This window comes from Novacetimonas hansenii, from assembly GCF_014843995.1.
GTDB lineage: Bacteria > Pseudomonadota > Alphaproteobacteria > Acetobacterales > Acetobacteraceae > Novacetimonas > Novacetimonas hansenii.
On record NZ_CP062147.1, the window covers coordinates 3,324,754 to 3,345,000 of the forward strand.

Consider the following 20,247-nt stretch of genomic DNA (forward strand, 5'->3'; position numbering starts at 1 on the left):
TTATCCCTGGCTTGCTCATCTGGTATCGGACAGACGATGGATGCTGCCCGATACCATCCGGCGCAATCTCAGCCGTGCTTTACCTGATCACGCGACGCCGTTCAGTTTGCAAAGAATGGCATGCCGAGCCGCTTTGACCGTTTCAGGTGTGGTGCGGTTGTCGATAGCCTGCTGCTTTGTTGCGGCATCGCCGCCAACGACCATATCTTCGCTTTGCATGAGAGCGTCGACACCCTGCTGCGCCACGACATGCAAGTCATTTTTGGGCCCATGATCGATCTTGCTGGTGGCCATGCCGGCATTCTTGTGAAAACGCGTGTTTGTGGCACCCGGAAGCAGGGCTGTGACACTGACGCCCGTATCGCGAAGCTCTTCTCGCAGGGATTCTGCAAACATAAAACCGAACGCCTTGGAAGGACCATAAACAGTTTCGTAAGGTGTCGGTGTGGTTGCTGAGAGGGAGGACACAATCATAATCCGGCCCGCCTTGTTGGGCACCATGTGCTGCACTACACGTTTGGCCAGATGCACCGTCCCGGAGATATTGATGGCAATGACCCGGAAATCATCTTCGAGCTTGTTATCAACAAAGGCCCCGCCCAGACCGATCCCAACATTGAGAACGGCAATATCGACGTTTCGTCCAAGATCTTTCGTAAACTGCCAGAACCCTTCGACGCCGTCATAAGTCGCTGCATCTGCCTGAAATGCATAAACTGCTACGCCGATCTTTTCGAGTTCTGTTTTGGCGTCGTGGATTTTATCACTGGCCCCTGAAATGGCGAGGTCATAACCCATGCCGCCGAGGATACGTGCAATCTCGAAACCAATACCCGAAGACGATCCGCTGATCATGGCAAGTTTGCTCATCTGTTTCAACTCTTCCCCAAGTTTTATAAAACGGGGCGACACACAGATGGTCATGCCTGTCGCCACTTGTTTGTGGAGTTAAGCGCGAAATCAGTGAAAATCTATGCCTTAGACGGAGAGCTAAAATCAACGAAGTGATCGTTTTTATTCACCCGTTACGTTCTGATCAGGTTTTTGCCCCTGTATCAGGCGAATAAGAGCCCGTAATGCTTCAGGAAGCTGTCGCCGGCTGGGATAATAAATAAAGAGTGGCGGGCCCATGGAGGCCCATTCGGGCAGGACCTTGACGAGTGACCCGCTTGCGATCTGCACTGCCGCCCGGCTTTCAAGGTTGTAACTGATCCCCCCATCGCGTTCGGCGATCTCGATAGACAGAACGGTTTCGTTGACAATCACTGACCAGTCCGTGTCCAAAAAGACTTTCTCCTCGCCGCGTTCCAGCTCCCAGTGGTAGATTTTTCCGCTTCCCATCCGGATCCCTATACAGCGATGCTGGTGTAGGTCAGCCGGGCCTCGAAGCGGTGGAGCTGAAGCAAGATAGGCAGGCGATGCGACTGTCACCCATCGCAGATCGGGACAGAGCGGGACCGCGATCATGTCTTCTGGTATTGTGCCACCATAGCGAACACCTGCGTCAAAACCCTGTTCGATGATGTCCACCACGGCGTCCTCCACCGCGACTTCCAGACGGACGTCGGGATAAAGGGCGGCATAACGCGCAATCACCGGGGCCAGAACAAGCCGGGCGGCGTCAGTTGGTACGTTCAGACGCAACTGTCCAGCGGGTCGGTCCCGAAAACGATTGAGCGCTTCAAGCCCATTGGTGATTTCAGAGAGTCCTGACGTGACATGCGAGAGCAATTCCTGTCCAGCTGGTGTTAGCGTGACGCTACGATTGGTCCGGTTGAAGAGACGGACACCCAGACGCTTTTCCAGTCCGCGGATAGCGTGGCTCAAGGCCGATGGAGAAAGATCCAGTTCTGCTGCAGTTTTGCGAAAGCCGCCTGTTTTGGCGATGGCGCAGAACAGGTTGAGATCTCCCAGATCTCCACGTGAAAGATGCATGATGCGTTTCGCTCGTTCATTCATATCTGTTGAGTATAAACATACACCATGTGCTGTTTGACTCAATTACAGAACTTATGAGGTTGAGCTAGGATCCTTGGATCAATCGTCTTTCCTGGCCACCCAGACAGAAGGAGCAACGTGAATGTCAGAAAGAATGCGGAAAATCGTCGCAAAGGATCGTGTTGCAGTCATCACCGGTGCAGCAAAAGGCATTGGTGCTGCTCTTGCCCGAGAATTCGCTGCCCAAGGGATGCGCCTGGCACTTCTTGATCAGGACGGTGACGCGCTGGAGGCGCTGGCGTCCACGCTGCCCGTTGAAGTACTGACTGTCATGGGTGACGTGACCGATGATACAGTAGTTCTGCGCCTGCGTGATCAAACGCTGACCCGCTTTGGGGATGTCGGATTACTGGTGAATAATGTTGGTGTGCTGAGCAAAGCCGGTCCATGGGCTTCACCCGATGAATGGGACCGGACTCTCAACGTCAATTTTCGCGCCGTCCTCAGCGCACAACATCTATTCGTGCCACATATGATCGCCGCAAAACGTCCATCGGCCGTGGTGAATCTTGGCTCCAAGGAAGGGATCACTACACCGCCTGGCCACGCCGCCTATTCTGTCGCCAAGGCGGCAGTAAAAGTGCTCACCGAGCAGTTGGCCCATGAACTTCTGGTCTCCACGGGTGGGAGTGTTTCGGCCCATCTTCTGGTGCCAGGTTATACATGGACCCCCATGAATTTCCACGGCAAGGACGGGCCTCATGACCGTAAACCGGAGGCAGCATGGACAGCGGAACAGGTGGTAGATTATTTTCTGCAGCAGCTATTCAGTGAGGACTTCTACATCCTGTGTCCGGACAACGAAGTCACATCCGAAATGGATATGCGCCGCATCCAGTGGTCGGTCGACGACATGATTCACAACCGTCCAGCACTGTCACGCTGGAACCCGGCTTGGGCGCAAAAATTTACGCAATGGATGAGGGAAGCGTGAGCTTTCGGATGATCAGTTCCAGGCATCGCGAACTCTGGTCGCCGTCTGCTTGGCTTTCCTGACGATCATCTCAACAATGAAGGCAGGATCTGGCAGTCGCATCATATATCGCTGAGTGGACGAGATATTTCGAGGCAAGAAAAATATTCATAATGAAATGACGTAAAATGCCAATATAATGGAGACTCTAGAGGAAGGACCAACTCATATTTTGGTCACTTGTCATGACTCTGCCAGCAGACGTCATTGGGAAATGTGATGTGAATACTGCCGCATCGTGTTCGACAGCGTAATTCAAAGCCCATTTGCGCGATGTGATGGCTGTCTGAGGGTCTGCATCAAAGACAGCACTCCACTCCGGAAAACACACCTGAATGGGGTGATGCATGACATCACCCGTGAAGAGCGCACGCTCCATCCCTGATTTCAGCACTACAGATGCATGATGTGGCGTATGCCCAGGTGTGGGATGAAAGGAAATTCCTTCAAGAACTTCGGATCCATCCACGTCGATCTGATCTGCAAGACCCGCCCGGACAATAGGATCAACGCTATCTGCGCGTGTCATGAAACTGGTTTTATTACGGACGCTATCATGGGCCGGATTGCTGAAAAAATCATATTCGGCTCTAGAAAAGACATATCGGGCATTCGGGAAGGTCGGAACCCAGATCCCATTTTGCAGACGTGTATTCCACCCGACATGATCGACATGCAGATGGGTAAGAAGAACAAAATCGATGTCTTCTGGACAGACACCAGCGCGCATCAGATTTTCAAGCCACACGGTCTGCAAGTGATCGAAATACAGGGCAGCAGGACGGGCTTTGTTATTTCCAGCTCCCGTATCAATAAGAATTTTTCGACCGCGATCCTCAATAAGCCAGCTATGAACGCTCAAAAGAACTTTCGTTTCTGAACTATCCAGCGTTTCAGGCAGTCGGGGATAAATCTGAAGAGCCGTTGCTTCGTCCCAATCTGGAAGCAACTGTTCTGGAGAGAGTGCAGCCAGCATCAGATCCTGTATTTTTAGAATACGGGCATCCCCCACAGTATACCATTGAAGATCGTTCAGAAGCATAAGGCTCCCTCTCGTTTTTATTTCTTAAAAAATACAGAACTGTCGCCATCAAGGAAAAATAGACTTCAATTCTTGCGGGAGAGCCCCTGTCGCATGATCTGAAAGGCAACCGAAAAGAGGATCCCATTCTTCAATGCGCAGATCGTAAATCAAACCTTCTAATGCAAAGGGATCACCGGCAATCATCGCGTCAATCTCCTGCCGATTGGCACCTTTCATAATCAGAAAGCCGGAGCGCAATGGGGTGCCTTTCAACGGACCGGAGGCCAGCAGTCGGCCTTCCTGAATAAGGCGCCTGAGATACAACACGTGTGCTGCGACATGCTGTCCCCATCCCTCGCCGTCAGGGTGATCCATGCGAACAAGATAAACGGGCATTTCGAAAGTCTCCACCAGAACTGGACTTGCCAATCACTCGAAGCCTTCAGCATATTCCTCTTTTCCGCTGGATAAATTGTCGATACGAGACATCAGTCACAACTGAGGAGGATGAATGCTTGACCGGTTAACCAGCATGAAGATTTTTATCAAGGTCGTGGAATTGGGGTCCTTTGCTGCGGCCTCCCAGCATCTGACTTTGTCGCCGCAGATGGTCGCCAAGCATATAGAGGCTCTGGAGCATCACCTTGGTGCACGTCTGTTACATCGGACTACCCGCCGACAAAGTCTGACCGAAACAGGCAGGCTTTATTGCGAGCAGTGTCGCCTTGTCCTGAAAGCAGTTGAACGAGCGGACAGTCTGGCAGCCAATACGCTTGGCACACCGCGTGGCACATTATCTGTCAGTGTTCCTGTCACCTTCGGGCGAACAGTATTGCTGCCATTTGTTCACAACTTTCAAAAAAGATATCCAGAAATTCAAGTTCATTTGTCCCTGACAGACCAACTGGTTCATCCCACAATGGATGGTCATGAGGCTGTGATCCGAATTGGTGAACTGGAGGCAGACCTTACAGTGGTCAGTCGTCCTCTGACGGCCTATCGTCGGGTCATCTGCGCGGCTCAAAACTATCTGGAAAAACATGGTTTTCCAGGGCAGCCCGATGATCTGATGCGCCACGAGTGTCTCGTGTATGAAAATTCCGGCGGCCCTGTAACGACCTGGCACTTTTCTCAAGGGAGCGTTACCCGGCCTGTCACCGTCTCCGGGCGGATAATCAGTAATGATTCAAGTGTTCTGCATTCTGCAGCACTTGCTGGTGATGGCATTCTGCTGGGATATGAGCAGGCCCTGCTTCCTGATATTAAAAGCAAACGGCTTGTCCGGCTTATGCCGAGGTGGACAGTTCCGGACAGGCCCATGCACCTGCTTTATAACGCAGGTCCAGTTATGACGCCAAAGTTGCGGGTCTTTGTGACCGAGCTTCAAGTGGCTTTCCAGCCTTAAACTTCTTCACGGCGTTCTCAAAAGATAACGAGAACTATTGCCGACCGACCGCTTTACGGAAACTGGAACGGCTCTGCTTATGTCCGACATGAGGCGGAAGCGGTTGGTCCGCTTAGCAAGAGACAGGCCGGTTTGCCTTCATCTCGGACATATAGCCTCCCATCCTCTACGCCCCACAGCGGACATTCGGTGAATTGGTGGCATTTGCGTTCACACGACCGCGTTCTCTCGTTACTGCCCTCCTCGCGGCTTTTGTAGGAGAACCTTTCGTAAAGAGAGTCACATACACTTCCGATCACCCACATTGAAAACCTAATCAGTTCAATGATGTACTGGCCCTGAAAGCCTGAAGGTGCGCTCATGATCGACCTTGACCAGTATGCGGTTACAGGCCAGCCTGTACGAGACCTTCATCGAAGACACGCGCGCACTCAGTGATCGTACGCCCGAGCAGTAGCAGCTGAATGCTCTCGGTCAGATCAATGCAGTGATGCGCACCATGACACTTCTAGCATGAAACGGACGTGATGGACTACGCGCAACTTCGCTCTCTATTGGCTCCGCTCATCATGGCGTTAACGGACATTAGCACGCATGCCAAGTTGCCGACCCTTTGCGAGGAATTGGGGTTGCCCGCGCCTGTCACTGACGGCAGCAAGCATGACCGCATGGCCTCCAGTTTTGAGGCAGTCGCCGACGCCGACCTGCCTGAAGTTGCACGCAGGCTGTTGATTTGCCATCCCCCGAATGCCACGACGCGCAACCAGATTCAGGATATGCTCTGGAGCGACAATGTGGGGCCAGCGATCCCCAAGCGTTATCGGCGCAACGTCGCTCGAAAACTCAACGATGAAAAGCTGTATGGGGATGCTCGCAAGTTCGATGACCTTCTGGATCGGTTATGGATCTTAGATGCCGATGAGTGGCTTTACTTAATGAGTGGGAAACCCAGTGGGTTGCGCGCGGACATTCAGCAGCACGTCCACCGAAATCCAGAAGACTGGTCGGCGGAAATGCTGTTCGACCAATTGGGCGCCTATGACGCTTCCGATCGGCGCTTTGCGCTGTTTCTTGAAGGACTGGCTTCGGCCGACGTGCGGCCCGACGAGGCAGCACAACGCCACTTCGTAGCATGTGTTAACGAGACGCTACGCGACTGCGGCGTCGAGTTGCGTGAGACGGATTCAGAGGGAGGTTACCCGATCTTCTCGATGGTTTCGTCGCATGCGGCAGTCAAAGGCCGACCGAAAAATCTTATCTTTGCCTCACCCGACAAGCCCGATCTACGCTTCCGTGACGCGCTGGATAATGACGTTGAGATCGTCACGAATGCCGATAAAGTGCTCGTCTATGACCGTCCCATTGGTAATGATGGACTGCGCTGGAGCGATCTGCAGCAGTGGTGGAGTGATACAGAGCGGATCGCTGATGCCGAGCAAGCCAAGCGCTCGTTGTATTTGCGCCTCAAAGACAGTTTACCGCGGAACTCCCCGCCCCAGACCTTGTTGTTCGAGGCCTTCTTTGAGGGGTTCCGCAAGGCCGTACCGAACTTGCCAGCACTGATACCGGAAGTATGGCTTCATTGGGATCCACTTACTGTTAAGGAGCGGGGGCCGGATGCACTTCTGCGCTTTCGCATGGACTTCCTGTTGCTATTGCGCCAGGGGGTTCGGGTCGTCATCGAAGTAGACGAAAAGCACCACTACACGGACGGCGTAGGGAATGCCGATGTGCAACGCTATGCAAATATGGTCCGGGGTGATCGTGAGCTCAAACTTGCCGGCTATGAAGTCTTTCGTTTTGGAGCTGCGGAATTGCAGACGCCAGATGCCAAGGCAAATGTGAAGGCTTTCTTCAACGCTCTGTTCAAGCGCTACGGTGTTCCAACGAGTTGACAACCCAGCTTCATGCTGACATCGGCAATTCTTGGGAAAGAGCAGTGCAGAAGCACCTGAAGTCTGGTTGCCTACTTGAATTGATTGGAGGGCAGCAGTCCACAAATCGTCCCGAATTTTACGCCAGAAAGCAGATCCTTTTAAAGATACGATAAAAGTATCAGCCTAAGACAATAACATGTGCTAAAAAATGAATGCTTGGCGCTTCAATTTACGAGGCCCTACAGACGAAAATGTTGTTTCGCCATTCCTCAATTTTGGGAAGAAGAAGAGATAATTCCAGCCTCTGTCCTTCCAATATTATGGCCAACAAGTTTGAGCATGTATATTCTCGCCATGGCGTTATAGCTGTCAGTTGATTAAACGTATTCAGAGCATTACCCGTCAACTCGGCATCGATCGATTTGTTAATTTTTTCAGTCCACTCTTCCACATGTTTCCAATAGTTCGCCCCTAAGTTGATTGCTGTGACGAGGGACACCCCATGGCTCGTCATTGGCGGTATGCCAAATGCTTCATTCATTCCGATACCGAACCCTGTTCGCGTCGCGGTTAGATAACGTTGAATGGCTACGAAGCCATGTCCAATAAAGTATTCACTGCTGTCACGGAGAGCATCCACTTCAAGACCACCAGACACATCAATATCTGCATTTAGTCTGACCAACTCAAGGTCGAGGAGGCTCAAATGTCTACGAAGCAGAAGAAAATCCCCGTCGGCATAGCTGTCGTCAATTTTTATAATTACCATAATTATTTCATCCCATTACATGAAACCACGAATTTATTTAATATGTAAGTGTCCAATTATGCTAATGAGAAAGTTCTCAGTCAAAATTTAATGCGCGAATACCCATGCTCGTCTGGCAACTATTCACCACAAACGTTAATGCTGCAAACGGCCTCCTTTCGATCGCCCATTTCCAATAGCCGACGTTCCCCCTCCCACACACAACTGTCATTCCAAAGGCCGCGAAGGATCGACACAAACGAGCATGCCATCCGACAAAGGCTTCTGAAGCTGCAAAGCCTTTCTGACAGGCGCATTCATCCACACATCCAGTTCGTCTGGCTGCGTCAGGATCACTGGCATGGCGTTCGGATGGATCGCGCCCACTTCCCTGTTGGCCTCAGTGGTCAGAAATCCGAACAGGTCATCCGTCGTCTCGCCGTCTGCCAGTTTGCGCACGGACGTCCAACGGCACCATATCCCGGCAAAGAAAGCCAGCGGCTTTCCGTCACTGCGGGCAAACCACACAGGCCGTGATTTCCCGTCAGGCAAACTCTCGGGTTCCGAGAACGTCGTCAGCGGCACCAGACAGCGGTGCTCCACCCCTTCCCAGCGCTTCCACCATGTCGAAGTCGGATTGCGGATATTGGTCACACCCCGATCCACTTTATGGCCTTTCAGGTAACCGGGCGGTGTCGGCATACCCCAGCGGGCCATGACCAGTTCACGACCGTTCGTGCCATTCCGCACGATTGGCGCCATCGTGTTCGGGTAAATCTCGGGCAATGGCTGGAGATTCCCCGTGCGATCCTCGAGGACTTTTGCAACGTCCTTGATCGCATGTGGGTTGGAAGTCATGGAATAGAGATTGCACATCGGTCCCGCTCCCTTACGACCACATGCCGCGCAGACGGGCGGCCATGTCGATCCGCACGGACTGCACCGCCTCCTGCCGGGCCTGGTCTTCCGGTTTCACGACAGGCCATGACACGGCTTCGAACAAAGACAGCATATCCCGATCAATGAAGCGTGTCCGCGAGGCATAGACATGCCGGTCGCCCCGACTGTGCTGGCCATGCACATAAAAACGCTGCGGCACCATGATATCGAGACTGTCCTTCGCCCTCGTCATGGCGACATACAGCAGGCGACGTTCCTCCTCGATGTCATCCTGCTCACCGGTGGCCAGATCGGATGGAATGCAGCCATCGACCGCGTTCATCACGAAGACATTCTTCCATTCCTGTCCCTTGGCGGAATGAATGGTCGAGAGGATCAGATAGTCTTCATCCAGCAACGGCACGCCAGCCTGATCGGATGTGGCATCCGGCGGGTCCAGCGTCAGTTCGGTCAGGAACTTCTCTCGTGACGGATAGCCCCCGCCGATCTGCTCCAACTGCACTAGGTCGGCCAGACGGGTGGAGGCGTCCTCATGCAGGCGCTCAAGATGCGGTTCATACCAGTACCGCACGGCTGCGATCTCGCCCGGCCAGCCGACCTGATGGCTCCCGAGCGCTGTCAGCATATTCACGAAACCCGCCCAGGCCTCGCTACTGCGTTGCGGGGTTTTCACATCCTTCAACGCCTCCAACGGATGGGCACTCTCACCCATTGTATCCAGCACGCGCCGGGCCGAGGTTGGCCCCACGCCCGGCAGAAGCTGCAACACCCGAAAGCCCGCAATGCGGTCGCGCGGGTTCTGGGCAAAACGCAATAGCGCCAACACATCTTTCACATGTGCACTGTCGAGAAACTTCAGGCCGCCGAATTTCACGAACGGGATATTGCGCCGGGTCAGTTCCACCTCCAGCGTGCCGCTGTGGTGCGACGCCCGGAACAGCACCGCCTGCTGCTTCATCGGCGTGCCGGCCTCACGCTCTTCCAGCACCCGATCCGCGATATAATTGGCCTGCGCCGTGTCATCCCAGATGGTCACAAGCCTTGGCAGTTCGTCGGACTGTCGTTCGGTCCACAGATCCTTGGTAAACCGCTCTGCCGCCTCGCCAATCACCGCATTGGCGGCATCCAGAATGGGTTTCGTGGAACGATAGTTCCTATCCAGCGTCACCACACGGGCCGGGGGATCGAAGGACGCCGGAAAATCAAGAATGTTGCGCACGGTCGCGGCCCGGAAGGCATAAATGCTCTGGGCATCATCACCGACCACCGTCAGACCGCGCCCGTCCGGCTTCATGCCCAGCAGGATATCCGCCTGTAGCCGGTTGGTGTCCTGATACTCATCGACCAGCACATGATCCCACTTGCTACCGATATCGACCGCCAGAACCGGGTCGCTGACCATCTGCGCCCAGCACAGCAACAGATCGTCGTAATCCAGCACGCCCTGTTCCTGCTTGGCCGTGACATAGCCTGCAAAAAGCTGTTTCAACTGGGCTTCCCAGCCCGCGCACCACGGATAGTGCTTCAGCAACACATCGGAGAGCTGTGCGCCGGAATTCACCACACGGGAATAGATGGCCAGACACGTGCCCTTGCCAGGAAACCGCTTCTCGGTTTTGGAAAATCCCAGATCGTGCCGGATCAGATTCATCAGATCGGCAGAATCCTCGCGGTCATGAATCGAAAAGGCTGGGTCCATGCCGATCTGCTGGGCATACTCCCGCAGCAGCCGCGCACCGATGGAATGAAACGTCCCGGCCCAGGCCAACGCGTCGGCCAGCGGACCGGTCTTGTCGCCGAGCACCGTTTTGCAGATGCGTTCCACCCGGCGCGTCATCTCCACACTGGCACGCCGGGAAAAGGTCAGCAGCAGGATACGACGCGGATCGGCGCCTGAGGCGATCAGATGCGCGACCCGATGGGCCAGTGTGTTCGTCTTGCCCGAACCAGCTCCGGCGATGACCAGCAGCGGGGATGAGGCCGCATCGCCTGCCGAGACTCCGGTCCCGTGTGTGACGGCTTGGCGCTGGGCGTCGTTCAGACGGAACAGATAAGCATCGCTGCCTGAAGCGGGAGAAGGTTCTGGATTCAATTCCTTAGCGCACTTTCATCAACGATACTGAACCAACATCGGACACCACCATGCCGGATACAGAGCGAATTTGCATTGACTTGCGTAGCATGATTGGAACAAATCAGGAACATATAATCATGAAATACTCCTGCACAAGGACCGTCGAGCCGTGACATGACTGCTGAAACCCATAAAAAACCCGGTCTGGAGACGCTACGGGCCACGATCAGTCGGCTTGAAGGTCATAGCGATCGACGCCGCACGGTGCTGCCTTTTGGTGTGCGCGAAATCGACGCCCGTCTGCCCGGTGGCGGTCTGGCGCTGGGTGCCCTGCATGAGGTGGCAGGCGGAGGCAACGACGCCCTTCACAGCGCGGCCGCCGGTCAGTTCTGCGCCGGGATTGCGGCCCGCACGCGCGGCAAGGTGCTCTGGATCGTCACCCGTCAGGACGTATTCGCTCCCTCCCTGAAACAGGTGGGGCTTTCTGCTCGGCGAACCATTTTTGTCGAGGCCAGTTCGGACGTCGATGTACTGGCCTGTTTCGAGGAAGGACTGCGGCATGGCGGCCTTGGGGCCGTGGTCGCCGAGGTCGCCCGTCTGTCCATGACCGCCTCACGCCGTCTGCAACTGGCCGCCGAGACGTCTGGTTCGCTTGGCATCGCGATCCGCCGCTGGCGGCGGCAGACGGATGCGGCGGATTTCGGCCAGCCCACAGCGTCTGTCACCCGCTGGCGAGTGTCCGTCCTGCCTTCCTTACCGTTGCCGGTGCCCGGAGTGGGCCGCCCCCGCTGGCTGCTAGAACTGATCCGTGCCCGTGCGGGCGAATGTGCCGATTTTGAAGTGGAGGCCTGTGATGGCAAGGGTCGTCTCTCTTTACCTGCCACTCTGGCCGACGGATCGGATCAGGAAGCGGCTTGGACCAGACGCGCCCGCGCCTGAAACGCCGTTGGCCCTTGTCGGACGGGAAGGACGGCGACGGGTTGTCTTGTCTGTCGATCTCGCCGCCCGGAAGCTGGGGCTGCGCCCCGGCACGCCGGTCGCCAAGGCTCAGGCACTGTATCCCGATCTGGTGCTGATGGACGCCGATCCCGAGGGCGACCAGCTGGGGCTGGAAAAACTTGCCCTGTGGTTCCAGCACCGGATCACGCCCATCGTGGCCGTCGATACGCCGGATGGGCTGGTTCTGGACACGACCGGGGCGGATCACCTGCATGGTGGCGAACTTCCCATGCTCAAGGATATGGTCCACCGCATGGCGGGAGCCGGTTTTTGCGCTCGGGCCGTAGTCGCGGACACCTGGGGGGCGGCCCACGCACTGGCTCGCTACGGCCGGTTAGCGATTGCTGTTGTCCCGTCAGATAAAACGACCTCTGCTCTGGCCGATCTTCCCCTTGAAGCACTCCGCCTGCCCTCCCCTATCATTGAGGGTCTGGCCACGTTGGGCGTATCCCGCATCGGACCACTGGCCGCCATGCCCCGCGCACCGCTGGCTTTGCGGTTTGGCCCCGACATCGCCCGCAGGCTGGATCAGGCGTTCGGGCGTATTGGTGAAGCTATCGTGCCAGTCCGCCCGGTTGATCCGATCGAGGTCAGCCGGAACTTCGCCGAGCCGATCGGGGCCGCCGAGACCATCGCCAAATATATTGGCAAGCTGGTGCCGCTGCTCTGCCAGGGACTGGACGAACGTGGACAGGGCGTGCGCCGCCTCGACCTGCTGCTGCATCGGGTAGACAGCCGCACCGAGGCGATCCGCGTGGCGACCGCCATGCCGGTACGCGATGTGAAGCGCCTGACCCGCCTGCTGTGCGAGAAAATCGAAACGATCAATCCGGGTTTCGGCATTGAGCGCATGGTACTGATCGCCTCTCTGGCGGAACCCATGGACCGACGGCAGACGGTCTCCTCCCTCATCGCCGAAGAAGAAGCCGATGTGTCCGATCTGATCGACACACTGGCCAACCGTGTCGGCATGCAGGCGCTGTATCGCTTTGCCCCGGTGGAAAGCGATCTCCCCGAACGCTCGTTCTGCCGCGTGCCCGCGCTGGCCCCCGAGGAGACGAAGGACTGGCCCGAGCACTGGCCGCGTCCCCCACGTCTATTGGCACGGCCCGAGCCGGTGCAGGCCATGGCGGAACTGCCGGATCAGCCGCCGCTATTCTTCATCTGGCGGGGTGTGCGACGGAAGGTGAAATGCGCCGATGGGCCGGAACGTGTCTTCGGCGAGTGGTGGAAGAATGACGCCGAACTGACCATCGCCCGGGATTACTTCCGGGTGGAGGACACCAGCGGCGAGCGGTTCTGGCTTTACCGTGCTGGTGACGGTGAGCATGGCGAGACGGGCTCGCAGGGCTGGTTTCTGCACGGGATTTTCGGATGAGCCCCTCGGCACCGCGTTATGCCGAATTGCAGGTGACAACCTATTTCTCGTTCCTGCGCGGGGCGTCTTCTCCGATCGAACTGTTTGCGCAGGCAAAGGCTCTTGGCATCGAGGCACTGGGCATCTGTGACCGCAACTCTCTGGCCGGGATGGTGCAGGCCCATGTCGCGGCAAAAGAGGTCGGGCTCCGGCTTGTCGTGGGATGCCGTCTCGATCTGGCGGATTTTCCGCCTGTGCTGGTCTACCCAATGGACCGGGCTGCCTACGGCCGTCTTTGCCGCCTGCTGAGCCTCGGCAAGGCCCGTGCCGGGAAAGGAAAATGCCGTCTGCTCTGGGAAGATCTGGTGGCCTGGGACGCGGGCCTGATCGTCGTCATGATCCCGGACACGGCGGATGATGCCTGCGCCCTGCATTTGCGCAAGCTGAAAGACGCCTTTGCCGACCGGGCCTATCTGGCGCTCACCCTGCTGCGCCGCCCGAATGACCAGATGCGTCTCTACGAACTGTCGAACCTGGCGCATCAGGCACGTGTACCAACAGTCGTGACCAATGACGTGCTGTTCCATACTCATGGCCGGCGCATCCTGCAGGATGTCGTCACCTGCATCCGGCACAACACCACCATCGACGAGGCCGGGTTCGTCCGGGAGCGGCACGCAGACCGCTATCTCAAGCCACCGCAGGAGATGGCCCGGCTGTTCAGCCGTTACCCCGAAGCGGTCGCCCGCACTATGGAGATCGTGGAGCGCTGCCGTTTCTCGCTCGATGATCTGGCCTATCAGTATCCCGATGAAGTGTCCGTGCCCGGTCAGACGCCCCAGCAGGCGCTGGAAACCCTGACATGGGAGGCCGCAGCCCGCACCTATCCAGAAGGCATTCCGGATGAGGTCTGCCAGAGCCTGAACCACGAACTCAACTTGATCGGACGGATGCAATATGCGCCGTATTTCCTGACCGTGAACAGCATTGTCCGCTATGCACGCAGTCAGGATATTCTCTGCCAGGGTCGTGGCTCGGCTGCCAATTCTGCAGTCTGTTATGTGCTGGGCATCACCGCCATTGATCCGGCCCGCAACTCCCTGCTGTTCGAGCGTTTCGTCTCTGAAGAACGGGGCGAACCGCCGGATATCGATGTGGACTTCGAACACGAACGCCGTGAGCAGGTCATCCAGTGGGTTTATGAGCATTACGGGCGTGACCGGGCAGCCCTGACAGCCGTGGTTATCCGCTATCGCGCCAAGGGGGCCTTACGCGATGTCGGCAAGGTCATGGGCTTGCCGGAAGATCTGATCCGCACACTCTCGGGCCAGATCCACGGCTGGGGCCGCAGGCTGGACGATGATGCCCTGACTGACAGCGGTATTGATCTGTCCGACCGGCGCATCCGCCTGACGCTGGATCTGGCCCGCTGCCTGATCGGCGTGCCCCGTCATCTGTCACAGCATCCCGGGGGATTTGTGCTGACGCATGACCGGCTGGATGAACTGGTGCCCATCGAACCTGCGTCGATGGAGCAGCGCCAGATCATTGAATGGGACAAGGACGATATCGACGTTCTGAAATTCATGAAGGTCGATATCCTGGCCCTTGGCATGCTGACCTGCATGAAAAAAGGTCTGGATCTGCTCGGGGACCACAAGGGCCAGCACTTCACGCTCCAGAGCATCCCGGCCGAGGATCCGCGCACCTACGCCATGATCCGCAAGGCCGATACGATCGGTGTGTTCCAGATTGAATCCCGTGCCCAGATGTCCATGCTGCCACGGCTCAAGCCGCGGGTGTTTTATGACCTCGTCATTGAAGTGGCGATCGTGAGGCCCGGCCCCATTCAGGGCGATATGGTGCATCCGTATTTGCGTCGCCGCGAAGGCCTTGAGCGCGAAGACTATCCGACACCAGAACTGGAAGCGGTTCTAAGTAAAACGCTAGGCATCCCGCTGTTTCAGGAACAGGCGATGCAGGTGGCCATGATCTGTGCGGGATTCACCGCCGCCGAAGCGGATCAGTTGCGCCGGGCCATGGCGACGTTCAAGAACACTGGTACCGTCTCACAGTTTCAGACACGGCTCATCGAAGGCATGCGCGACAACGGTTATGGTGAAGAATTCGCCGAGCGGATCTACCAGCAATTGGAAGGGTTCGGGTCTTACGGTTTTCCTGAGAGCCATGCGGCCAGTTTCGCCATTCTGGCCTATTCATCCTCATGGATGAAATGCACCCATCCAGATGTGTTTCTGGCCTCCCTCCTGAATTCCCAGCCAATGGGGTTTTATGCGCCGGCACAACTGGTCCGCGATGCGCGGGAACATGGCGTGGAAATTCGACCTGTCTGCGTCAACACCTCGCGCTGGGACAGCACATTGGAGGGGCCAGAAAGCCCCAACGGAATGTTTGCCGTGCGACTGGGCATGAGTCTGGTCAAAGGACTGGCCAATGACGATGCCGCCCGCATTGTTGCCGCTCGGGCCTCACGCCCGTTTACGTCGGTCGATGACCTATGGCGTCGGGCGGGTGTCAAAGCAGCAGCCCTCACCCATCTGGCCGAGGCGGATGCGTTTCGGCCCTCGCTCGGGCTGGCAAGGCGCGAGGCGCTCTGGGCGATTAAGGCCTTACGGGACGAACCATTGCCCCTGTTTGCGGCTGCGGAAGTAACGCGGGAAGCGGATGAGCCGGATGTGTTGCTGCAGCCCATGCGGGATGGGGCAGAGGTGGTGCGGGATTACAACCGGCTTGGCCTGACCCTGCGGGATCATCCGCTGACCTTTCTACGCGAAGATCTTCGGGCACGGGACATCGTCACCTGTCAGCAGGCGCTGGCGGCAAAGGAAGGGAAGCGTCTCACCGTAGCGGGACTGGTGCTGGTCCGGCAGCGACCAGGCTCCGCCGAAGGCGTGGTATTCATGACGCTGGAGGACGAGACGGCCAACATGAACGTCATCATCTGGCCGGACATGTTTGATGCGAACCGGCACGTCGTACTTGGCGGCCAGATGCTTGCCGTGAAAGGCATGCTGCAGAAGGAGGGCGAGGTCGTGCATCTGGTCGCGAAAGAGATCACGGACCTTTCCGGATTGCTGGCGGATGTCGGGAACCGATCCTCCGCAGACACCACAACCGACATAGACTCAGGCAGTGAACGTCTCGTCGTCAGATCGCGCAATTTCCACTAAGCAATGAGGCTTGGAACGGCCATCACGCTATCGTGATAATGCCCCATTTTAGCCCAAACTACGCTGCGCTTTCAGTCCCATTTGCATCCTATACGCATCCTGCGCGTGGAGCAGAAACGCCAAAGGCCGCCCTTGAGGCGGCCTAAGTGTTTGTTTTCAAACGGTAATTTTGGTTGCGGGGGCAGGATTTGAACCTGCGGCCTTCAGGTTATGAGCCTGACGAGCTACCGGGCTGCTCCACCCCGCGGTGGTATTTTTCATTCAGGGCTGACTGGAAGATCTGGCGGCGACCGACTTTCCCGTGCCTTAAGGCACAGTATCATAGGCGCTGGGTTTTTTCACGTCCGAGTTCGGGATGGGATCGGGTGGAGCACGTCCCGCCATGGCCACCAGATCATCCAGTCAGTCCTGAGGGACTGTGTGGGAGGTTGGTGCTGAGAGGATAGAGTGGGTGGATGACTGCTGTGCATGTATGTTTTCCACGTTGAGTGGCTGTGTGAATGAGCCTATTGGGCGATTAGGACCAGTCAGCTGCACGCATTACTGCGCTTCCACACCTGGCCTATTGACGTGATGGTCTATCACGGCCCTTGGGGAGACCTTGTTTTGAGGTGGGTTTCCCGCTTAGATGCTTTCAGCGGTTATCCCTTCCATACTTAGCTACCCGGCTGTGCCGCTGGCGCGACAACCGGTGCACCAGAGGTATGTTCATCCCGGTCCTCTCGTACTAGGGACAAATCCTCTCAAGTCTCCAACACCCACGGCAGATAGGGACCGAACTGTCTCACGACGTTCTAAACCCAGCTCACGTACCACTTTAATCGGCGAACAGCCGAACCCTTGGGACCTGCTCCAGCCCCAGGATGTGATGAGCCGACATCGAGGTGCCAAACCTCCCCGTCGATGTGGACTCTTGGGGGAGATCAGCCTGTTATCCCTAGAGTACCTTTTATCCGTTGAGCGATGGCCCTTCCACGCGGGACCACCGGATCACTATGGCCGACTTTCGTCTCTGATCGAGCTGTCACTCTCACAGTCAGGCGGGCTTATGCCATTGCACTCAACAGTCGATGTCCGACCGACCTGAGCCCACCATCGCGCGCCTCCGTTACACTTTGGGAGGCGACCGCCCCAGTCAAACTGCCCACCATGCAGGGTCCCGGACCAGGCTTACTGGTCTCGGTTAGACATCAGAAACAGTCAGGGTGGTATTTCAAGGATGGCTCCACCGGAACTGGCGCCCCGGTTTCAAAGCCTCCCACCTATCCTACACAGAATGTCTCTGATGCCACTGCAAAGCTGCAGTAAAGGTTCATAGGGTCTTTCCGTCTGACCGCGGGTACCCCGCATCTTCACGGGGAATTCAATTTCGCTGAGCCGATGCTGGAGACAGCGGGGAAGTCGTTACGCCATTCGTGCAGGTCGGAACTTACCCGACAAGGAATTTCGCTACCTTAGGACCGTTATAGTTACGGCCGCCGTTTACCGGGGCTTCAATTCGGTGCTTGCACACCTCCTCTTAACCTTCCGGCACCGGGCAGGCGTCAGGCCGTATACGTCGTCTCTCGACTTCGCACAGCCCTGTGTTTTTACTAAACAGTCGCTACCCCCTGGTTTGTGCCACCCGCCTGTGGTTGCCCACGGACGGGTCTTGCTTATCCCGAAGTTACGCAAGTAATTTGCCTAGTTCCTTCAGCATCGTTCTCTCAAGCGCCTTGGTATTCTCTACCAGTCCACCTGTGTCGGTTTCGGGTACGGTCTATATGCCAGAGCTATTTCCTGGAATGCTCCAAAAGCCGGGTCAATCCGATAAGACCCGACAACATATTGCATTCGTCACTTCTGGCAGGCCCGGGAATATTCACCCGGTTTCCATCGACTACGGCTTTCGCCCTCGCCTTAGGGGCCGGCTCACCCTGCGCGGATTAACCTTGCGCAGGAACCCTTGGACTTTCGGCGACAGTGTTTCTCGCACTGTTTATCGCTACTCATGTCAGCATTCGCACTTCCGATATCTCCAGGGAGGGTCACCCCGTCCCCTTCACAGACTTACGGAACGCTCCGCTACCGCGCATACAAAGTATGCACCCACAGCTTCGGCACGTGGCTTGAGCCCCGTTACATTTTCGGCGCAGGGTTTCTATTAGACCAGTGAGCTATTACGCTTTCTTTAAAGGATGGCTGCTTCTAAGCCAACCTCCTGGTTGTTTTGGAATCCCCACATCCTTTCCCACTTAGCCACGATTTAGGGGCCTTAGCTGGTGGTCTGGGCTGTTTCCCTCTCGACAATGGACCTTAGCACCCACTGTCTGTCTGCCTGGCTCATACTTCCGGGTATTCGGAGTTTGGTTAGGTTTGGTAAGGCTTTGGGCCCCCCTAGCCCATCCAGTGCTCTACCCCCCGGGGTAATACCAGACGATCTACCTCAATAGATTTCGCGGAGAACCAGCTATTTCCGAGTTTGATTGGCCTTTCACCCCTAGCCACAGCTCATCCCCGACTTTTTCAACAGGCGTGGGTTCGGCCCTCCAGTGCGTGTTACCGCACCTTCAGCCTGGCCATGGCTAGATCACTCGGTTTCGGGTCTTCTGCCAGCAACTCGTCGCCCTGTTCAGACTCGCTTTCGCTGCGCCTACACCTAACGGCTTAAGCTTGCTGCAAACAGAAACTCGCTGACCCATTATACAAAAGGTACGCCGTCACCCCATAAGAGGCTCCGACTGCTTGTAGGCATTCGGTTTCAGGTCTCTTTCACTCCCCTCGTCGGGGTGCTTTTCACCTTTCCCTCACGGTACTTGTTCGCTATCGGTCACCAGGGAGTATTTAGGCTTGGAGGGTGGTCCCCCCATGTTCAGACAGGATTTCACGTGTCCCGCCCTACTCAAGGATCATCACAGACACTACGCATAAGGGGCTATCACCCTCTATGGCCGGACTTTCCATTCCGTTCTGCTTCTTCTGCAACAATCACGGGCCTGTTCCGCGTTCGCTCGCCACTACTAGCGGAATCTCAATTGATGTCTTTTCCTCCGGGTACTTAGATGTTTCAGTTCCCCGGGTTCGCCTCATGCCCCTATGTATTCAGAACATGATACCCATCGCTGGGTGGGTTGCCCCATTCAGATATCCACGGATCAAAGCCTGCTCGCGGCTCCCCATGGCTTTTCGCAGCGTGCCACGTCTTTCATCGCCTCCTGGTGCCAAGGCATCCACCGAATGCCCTTATCGCGCTCATTCACCACACATGCACAGGAGCCATCCACCCTGGGGCAGACAGTCCCGCACATAAGAAAGTGCAGTTCATCTCACGACCACTCTATTCTCTTTACGTCGTCCATGTTCGCTTACGCCACATCGCACAGCACGCAATACCCCGGTTCCCCGGACCATCGCATGGGTCAGACCAACCCGCGACACGGCACGCACACAGACGCACCAACCTATTCACACTGACAAAGAACAAACTTACCAGACACCAAAAGCCGGCGCCGCATCGCGACTGCCGGACAGATGTCCGATCTCTTTTCCCAAAACAACAATCATACACGCCTGGATCATCACCAGACCCCATCGCATCCGGCATCAGGTAACCTGTGTGCATAATGCACAGCAAAGGCCACCTGGTGGAGGCGGACGGGATCGAACCGACGACCCCCTGCTTGCAAAGCAGGTGCTCTCCCAGCTGAGCTACGCCCCCGATG

General features: G+C 56.5%; 13 protein-coding genes, 2 tRNA genes and 2 rRNA genes. 6 read left to right on the forward strand and 11 right to left on the reverse strand.

Going from position 1 to position 20,247, the window contains the following annotated elements:
- Positions 1-87: 87 nt before the first annotated feature.
- A complete protein-coding gene (locus IFJ82_RS14555) occupies positions 88-870 on the reverse strand; it encodes an SDR family NAD(P)-dependent oxidoreductase (RefSeq protein ID WP_192265046.1) in 783 nt (260 codons plus the stop codon).
- Between the two features lie 144 nt (positions 871-1,014).
- Positions 1,015-1,935 (reverse strand): LysR family transcriptional regulator, encoded by a 921-nt coding sequence (locus tag IFJ82_RS14560; RefSeq protein WP_192265048.1) that lies wholly within the window; start codon positions 1,933-1,935, stop codon positions 1,015-1,017.
- Positions 1,936-2,080: 145 nt separating this feature from the next.
- On the opposite strand from IFJ82_RS14560, the gene IFJ82_RS14565 reads away from it, so the two are divergent.
- Positions 2,081-2,932 carry an SDR family NAD(P)-dependent oxidoreductase gene (locus IFJ82_RS14565; protein WP_192265050.1) on the forward strand — a complete coding sequence of 284 codons (852 nt, stop codon included), beginning with the start codon at positions 2,081-2,083 and terminating at the stop codon, positions 2,930-2,932.
- Between the two features lie 187 nt (positions 2,933-3,119).
- On the opposite strand, the gene IFJ82_RS14570 is transcribed toward IFJ82_RS14565, so the two are convergent.
- Positions 3,120-4,007, reverse strand: coding sequence for an MBL fold metallo-hydrolase (locus IFJ82_RS14570; RefSeq protein ID WP_192266589.1), 888 nt, complete (start codon positions 4,005-4,007; stop codon positions 3,120-3,122).
- 54 nt (positions 4,008-4,061) lie between these two features.
- The gene (locus IFJ82_RS14575; RefSeq protein WP_174805775.1) at positions 4,062-4,391 is read right to left on the reverse strand and encodes a YciI family protein; all 330 of its coding nucleotides are present in this window, start codon (positions 4,389-4,391) and stop codon (positions 4,062-4,064) included.
- Between the two features lie 115 nt (positions 4,392-4,506).
- On the opposite strand from IFJ82_RS14575, the gene IFJ82_RS14580 reads away from it, so the two are divergent.
- A complete protein-coding gene (locus IFJ82_RS14580; RefSeq protein ID WP_192265052.1) occupies positions 4,507-5,400 on the forward strand; it encodes a LysR family transcriptional regulator in 894 nt (297 codons plus the stop codon).
- 527 nt (positions 5,401-5,927) lie between these two features.
- Positions 5,928-7,295 (forward strand): AbiJ-related protein, encoded by a 1,368-nt coding sequence (locus IFJ82_RS14585; RefSeq protein ID WP_192265054.1) that lies wholly within the window; start codon positions 5,928-5,930, stop codon positions 7,293-7,295.
- A gap of 211 nt (positions 7,296-7,506) precedes the next feature.
- Here IFJ82_RS14585 and IFJ82_RS14590 read toward each other — a convergent pair whose 3' ends face one another.
- The 3 genes from IFJ82_RS14590 to IFJ82_RS14600 all read right to left on the reverse strand — a co-directional run bounded on the left by IFJ82_RS14590 (position 7,507) and on the right by IFJ82_RS14600 (position 11,017).
- Positions 7,507-8,046 carry a hypothetical protein gene (locus tag IFJ82_RS14590; RefSeq protein WP_192265055.1) on the reverse strand — a complete coding sequence of 180 codons (540 nt, stop codon included), beginning with the start codon at positions 8,044-8,046 and terminating at the stop codon, positions 7,507-7,509.
- A gap of 207 nt (positions 8,047-8,253) precedes the next feature.
- A complete protein-coding gene (locus IFJ82_RS14595) occupies positions 8,254-8,901 on the reverse strand; it encodes an SOS response-associated peptidase (protein WP_192265057.1) in 648 nt (215 codons plus the stop codon).
- 13 nt (positions 8,902-8,914) lie between these two features.
- Positions 8,915-11,017, reverse strand: coding sequence for an ATP-dependent helicase (locus IFJ82_RS14600; protein ID WP_192265059.1), 2,103 nt, complete (start codon positions 11,015-11,017; stop codon positions 8,915-8,917).
- Between the two features lie 156 nt (positions 11,018-11,173).
- Here IFJ82_RS14600 and IFJ82_RS14605 point away from each other — a divergent pair, with 156 nt between their 5' ends.
- Genes IFJ82_RS14605 through IFJ82_RS14615 form a run of 3 tightly spaced genes read left to right on the forward strand, consistent with a single transcriptional unit; the run spans position 11,174 to position 16,546 of the window.
- A complete protein-coding gene (locus IFJ82_RS14605) occupies positions 11,174-11,938 on the forward strand; it encodes an ImuA family protein (protein WP_192265061.1) in 765 nt (254 codons plus the stop codon).
- Positions 11,853-13,376 carry a DNA polymerase Y family protein gene (locus IFJ82_RS14610; protein ID WP_225578701.1) on the forward strand — a complete coding sequence of 508 codons (1,524 nt, stop codon included), beginning with the start codon at positions 11,853-11,855 and terminating at the stop codon, positions 13,374-13,376. Before IFJ82_RS14605 ends, IFJ82_RS14610 begins: the two co-directional genes overlap by 86 nt.
- A complete protein-coding gene (locus tag IFJ82_RS14615; protein WP_192265063.1) occupies positions 13,373-16,546 on the forward strand; it encodes an error-prone DNA polymerase in 3,174 nt (1,057 codons plus the stop codon). The genes IFJ82_RS14610 and IFJ82_RS14615 overlap by 4 nt, the downstream gene beginning before the upstream one ends.
- Before the next feature lie 170 nt (positions 16,547-16,716).
- On the opposite strand, the gene IFJ82_RS14620 is transcribed toward IFJ82_RS14615, so the two are convergent.
- The 4 genes from IFJ82_RS14620 to IFJ82_RS14635 all read right to left on the reverse strand — a co-directional run bounded on the left by IFJ82_RS14620 (position 16,717) and on the right by IFJ82_RS14635 (position 20,243).
- Positions 16,717-16,793, reverse strand: a tRNA-Met gene (locus IFJ82_RS14620).
- Positions 16,794-16,824: 31 nt separating this feature from the next.
- Positions 16,825-16,940, reverse strand: a 5S ribosomal RNA gene (gene rrf, locus IFJ82_RS14625).
- 102 nt (positions 16,941-17,042) lie between these two features.
- Positions 17,043-19,783, reverse strand: a 23S ribosomal RNA gene (locus IFJ82_RS14630).
- Between the two features lie 384 nt (positions 19,784-20,167).
- Positions 20,168-20,243: transfer RNA gene (locus tag IFJ82_RS14635), tRNA-Ala, on the reverse strand.
- Positions 20,244-20,247: the final 4 nt, after the last annotated feature.